5 protein-coding genes and 1 pseudogene are annotated in these 4039 nt (G+C 60.3%); 2 read left to right on the top strand and 4 right to left on the bottom strand.

Annotation, left to right across the window (positions count from 1 at the left end):
• The 3 genes and pseudogenes from PHAMO_RS17240 to PHAMO_RS17230 all read right to left on the bottom strand — a co-directional run.
• The coding region (locus PHAMO_RS17240) for a DDE-type integrase/transposase/recombinase (protein WP_040567783.1) at positions 1 to 715 on the bottom strand (715 nt) is incomplete at its 3' end.
• Positions 712 to 1068 carry a transposase gene (locus PHAMO_RS17235; protein WP_002731224.1) on the bottom strand — a complete coding sequence of 119 codons (357 nt, stop codon included), beginning with the start codon at positions 1066 to 1068 and terminating at the stop codon, positions 712 to 714. The genes PHAMO_RS17240 and PHAMO_RS17235, both read right to left, overlap by 4 nt.
• 312 nt (positions 1069 to 1380) lie before the next feature.
• A pseudogene (locus tag PHAMO_RS17230) lies at positions 1381 to 1752 on the bottom strand (transposase); the annotation flags it as partial.
• Positions 1753 to 1976: 224 nt separating this feature from the next.
• Between PHAMO_RS17230 and PHAMO_RS17225 the strand changes: the two are divergent.
• Complete coding sequence (locus PHAMO_RS17225) at positions 1977 to 2249, top strand: hypothetical protein (RefSeq protein ID WP_002725747.1); 273 nt, start codon at positions 1977 to 1979, stop codon at positions 2247 to 2249.
• A gap of 107 nt (positions 2250 to 2356) precedes the next feature.
• Here the strand turns inward: PHAMO_RS17225 and PHAMO_RS17220 are convergent, their stop codons facing one another.
• Positions 2357 to 2626 (bottom strand): hypothetical protein, encoded by a 270-nt coding sequence (locus PHAMO_RS17220; RefSeq protein ID WP_002731223.1) that lies wholly within the window; start codon positions 2624 to 2626, stop codon positions 2357 to 2359.
• A gap of 149 nt (positions 2627 to 2775) precedes the next feature.
• On the opposite strand from PHAMO_RS17220, the gene mobQ reads away from it, so the two are divergent.
• Positions 2776 to 3918: a MobQ family relaxase gene (mobQ, locus tag PHAMO_RS17215; protein WP_002731222.1), complete on the top strand. Its 1143-nt coding sequence runs from the start codon at positions 2776 to 2778 to the stop codon at positions 3916 to 3918.
• The last annotated feature ends 121 nt before the right edge of the window (positions 3919 to 4039 follow it).

The raw sequence follows: 4039 nt of genomic DNA, 5'->3' as shown, positions 1-4039 counted from the left end.
CGGGGCGATATTTCATCGTCCGGAACTGGCTTTCGGAATAGGGATTGTCGTTGGACGTGTAGGGCCGCGAATGGGTCTTGGTGATGCCAAGATCAGCCAGCAAGTGGCCGGTGACCTTTGAGGTCATGGACGGGCCGCGATCGGCATGCAGGGTCAGACGGCCGGGTTCGATGCCATGACGGCGGCAGGTTTCGCGGATCAGTTTGCTCGCCAGGAAAGAACTTTCGCGATCGGCCAGCATCCATCCGACGACGCAGCGGCTGAAGATGTCGATGATGACGTAGAGCTGGAAATAGCTCCACTTGGCTGGCCCCTTGAGCTTGGTTATATCCCATGACCAGACCTGATTGGGGCCGGTGGCGAGCAATTCTGGTTTGGCGTAAACGGGGTGGGTCAACTGGTCGCGGCGTTCCCGGACTTCGTGGTTGGCGGCCAGAATCCGGTACATGGTGCGGATCGAGCAGAGATAGACGCCCTCGTCGAGCAGGGTGGCGTAGACCTCGGCCGGGGCGCGGTCCATGAAGCGGTCCTCGTGCAGCACCGCCAGCACCCCGGTCCGCTCGGCGGCCGTCAGGGCGCGAGCCTGTCGGCGGGGCAGAGGGGGGCCTTGGACCGGCCCATGGCGGAGGCGATGGAAGGTGGCCCGCGCCAGCCCCAAGGCAGAACATACCGCCTGACGCAGTCCGCCAGGCGCTTCGGCGACAAGGGCCGTCAGCTCTCGTCGTCGCTCCGGCCCAGATCGATCGCCAGGAGTTGCGCAGCTTTTTTTTGGATTCCAATGATCAGGTGGGCCTTGGCCAAGTGCCGCTCCAGCCGGGCATTCTCGCGGCGCAGCCGGTCGAGTTCCTGCGCTCCATCGCTCTTCCGCGCGGCGGGAGGCCCGCGCCGGACCGGGGCCTGGGGCTGGAGCAGTCCCTGTTTGCGCTGACGCCGCCATGTCACCAGGGACGATGAATACAGCCCTTCACGGCGCAGAATCGCACCGGTCTCTCCTGCCTTGGCGCAATCAAGCTCGGCAAGAACCGCCAGTTTATAGGCCGCCGTAAACGTTCGCCGCTGCGCCTTCATCGCCACCTCCGGATCAGGAAGGGGGGGTGAAACGTTCCCGTCAACTACAATCGCCGTTGTCACCGTCTTCATTAATCAGATCCTCTGCGCCAAGCTCACTAAACGACACCCTTCATTGTGTCGCAAGGACGTTGGCACAGAGGGATCCAGTCGGGCATGTAACGCCCTCTGGAAATGGCTAATTTTGCGGGTTTACGTGTCCCTGGAGAATCGACACCCTCATGGTTTCCCCTCCAACAGAGAAGACACGGAGCACAACCACCTTGCCGGAGATCAAAGGAGCTATGCGGGAATTTGGGTGACGGGCTCCGATCAGGCGGCGGTTTGAGAAACGGCCTCGGGGCTCTGGACACCGTCAATGAATTTGATGCCACTGATGAGCTTGGGCAACTGATTTTCGCCCTTGAGACGACGCCAGGTTTTGGCGGCGGCCATGACCAGCTTGAAAACCATCAGCTTGGCGGTCGTCGCCGACAAGGCCCCCTTGGTCCGGACGGTGGCAAAGACGCTTTCAATGGGTTTGGTCGTGCGCAAATGCACCCAATGCTCGGCGGGAAAATCGTAGAAGGCAAGCAAGGGGTGGCGGTCCTTTTCCAGGCATTCAACCGCCTTGGGATATTTGGCGCCGTATTTGGCAGCGAAGACATCGATGGCTTTCTCCGCCGCCCCTTGGCCAGCACCACCACTCTGCCAGTCACGCCACGCTCGATCCGAGCGCGATATTCAGGCCGATAACGGCGCCACCGGCAAGGTAGCCCTCAGACGACGCTTACGAATAAGCCCTTGTTTTTACAAAGAAAATTTTAAATCATTGAAAATATCCTTTGTTTTTACAAAGAAAATTTTAAACCATTGACAATATCCTTTGTTTATCATAAATTTAGACCGGAAAAAATTGGAGAATTGCTATGACTACCACCCCTGCTGAAATCCTGGCCCGCCAAAAGGCAAAGCTCGAGGCGCAACTCGCCAAAGTTACTGCACAAGAGACAGCCTTGACCAAAGACCCTACTCTGATCCTGAAAACAGCCGCAGCCGACCCTGTACTGGGATCCGCAGTCGTTCAGGCGGTTTACACAGCCACCGGCAACAACGGTCCTGCGACCGCGTCTATGGTCGGGATGGCAGTTTCAAAGATGCACACGACCCGAAAGGAAGCAGCCCCCAAGCCGGAAAAATAATACACGGAGAGGCGATTGGACCAGTCGTTACGCGTTCCTGGCGAATCGACTGGTCCAATCGACAGCCTCATGGTTTCCGTAGCCCCCCTCACCCAGTGGAAAGGGGGTTAAGCCTCGGCCTTCGGAGCCAGGTCGAACACAGCGCGGTCGATATCCCGTGTAAGGTTCTGGTCAAGCAACGCCATGAGGCGTTGCTTGGCTGCAGGGTTCTTCTCGGCCTCGGCTAAAATAGCCGCACCAACCAACACCTTACGACGGGTATCATCTTTCCGGGAACGCTCTTTCTGCCGAGCTTGGATGGCCTGCATTTGCGCCTCAAGGGCGCGTTTCCGGGACTCCAGTTCGGCCAGACGTTCCGCTTCTGTTTTCCGTGCCATCCCTTTTCCCCCTTTGTGCCTTGCCCACTCCGGCGAGGGGTCGCGGTCGTTGCGCAGCAATGATTAACCGCGCACTCCATTCTATCGTGTTGACCTTGTACCACCGATGACCTATCTTCACAACTGCAAGAAATGCAGAGGTAGAAACGGTGGCGATCTATCGGTGTGAGGCAAAATCGATCAGTCGGGGGCAGGGGCGTTCTTGCGTCGCTGCCGCCGCCTATCGTCATGCCGAAACGCTGCACGATAAGCGCCAGGATTTGACGCACAGCTACGAGCGAAAAGAAGGCGTCGAACACTCGGAAATCATCACACCAGAGAACGCGCCAGAGTGGTCTAAGAACCGCGAAACGCTGTGGAACTACATTGACGCAGCCGAAAAGCGCAAAGACGCGATGACGGCGCGGGAGGTGCTGGTTGCTCTGCCTCGGGAATTAAACCACGAACAGCGTGTTGAGGCGGTGCGGTCCTTCGTGCGCGAGGAGTTCACCAGCCGGAGCATTGTGGCGGACGTCGCCATCCATGAACCGAGCGCACGTGACGGCGAAAAGCAGCCTCACGCGCACATCATGGTTTCCGACCGGGCGCTTGATCCAAGCCAGCCGAACGGCTTCTCAGCCAAGAAGGATAGAACCCTTTCCCAGGCCAACGGAATCGAGACCATGCGGGAGAGGTGGTGCCAGCACTGCAATCAGGCGCTAGAGCGCGCCCACGTCCCTTTACGGGTTGACCACCGCTCGCTTGCCGATCAGCGGCAAGCGAAGCAGGCGGTTGCTGCGGATCGGAGCCGGCCCCAGGCCGAACGCGAGGCGGCGGCCCAAAAGGCTTTCCTCCTCGACCGCCCCCCAGAGCCGAAAATCGGCCCTGTGGCGCAGCAGATGGACCGCCAGGGCAGGGGCGAACAGGCCCACGCTTTGCGCGATGCCCTGACCGTTCGCCAGGACCGGGCCATGCTCCAGCGGATCATGGAGCAATGGCGTCAGATCAAAGGCCTGGTCCGCGAGCTGGTCCAGGCCATCGGAGAGCAGACACGACAGGCGATCGAACGGCTTACTCCCTCTCCCGCTCTGGCCGGTGGCCTGGATCGGCTGCGGACTGCCGGGGTGGAACTGGCCCGGCAAGACAGCATGGCCGACCGACTGCGGCAAGCTGGGCAAGATCTACAGCGACAAGACCAGGAGCGAGCACGGCAGGCGGCGGAACGCCAGCGGCAACAGCAGACGCGCCAGCAGGCCAGCAAGCCGAGCCGAGGACCAAAACCCGGCCGCGGCGGTCCAGACTTCGGGAGATAGGTCATGAGCGAAGAAGATCCGGTACTCATCGCCCTGCGGCAGGCCCGGGACGGTGCTAGGATCGCCGCTGAGGCCGCAAAGCCCCTAGTCCTGGTGCCTAAGGCCGTGGACAGCCTCACCC

Origin of the sequence: Magnetospirillum molischianum DSM 120 (assembly GCF_000294655.1) — a bacterium.
Classification (GTDB): Bacteria; Pseudomonadota; Alphaproteobacteria; order Rhodospirillales; family Magnetospirillaceae; genus Phaeospirillum; species Phaeospirillum molischianum.
The sequence above is the reverse complement of the archived record's forward strand: the minus strand, read 5'-3'. Positions and strand labels throughout refer to the sequence as shown.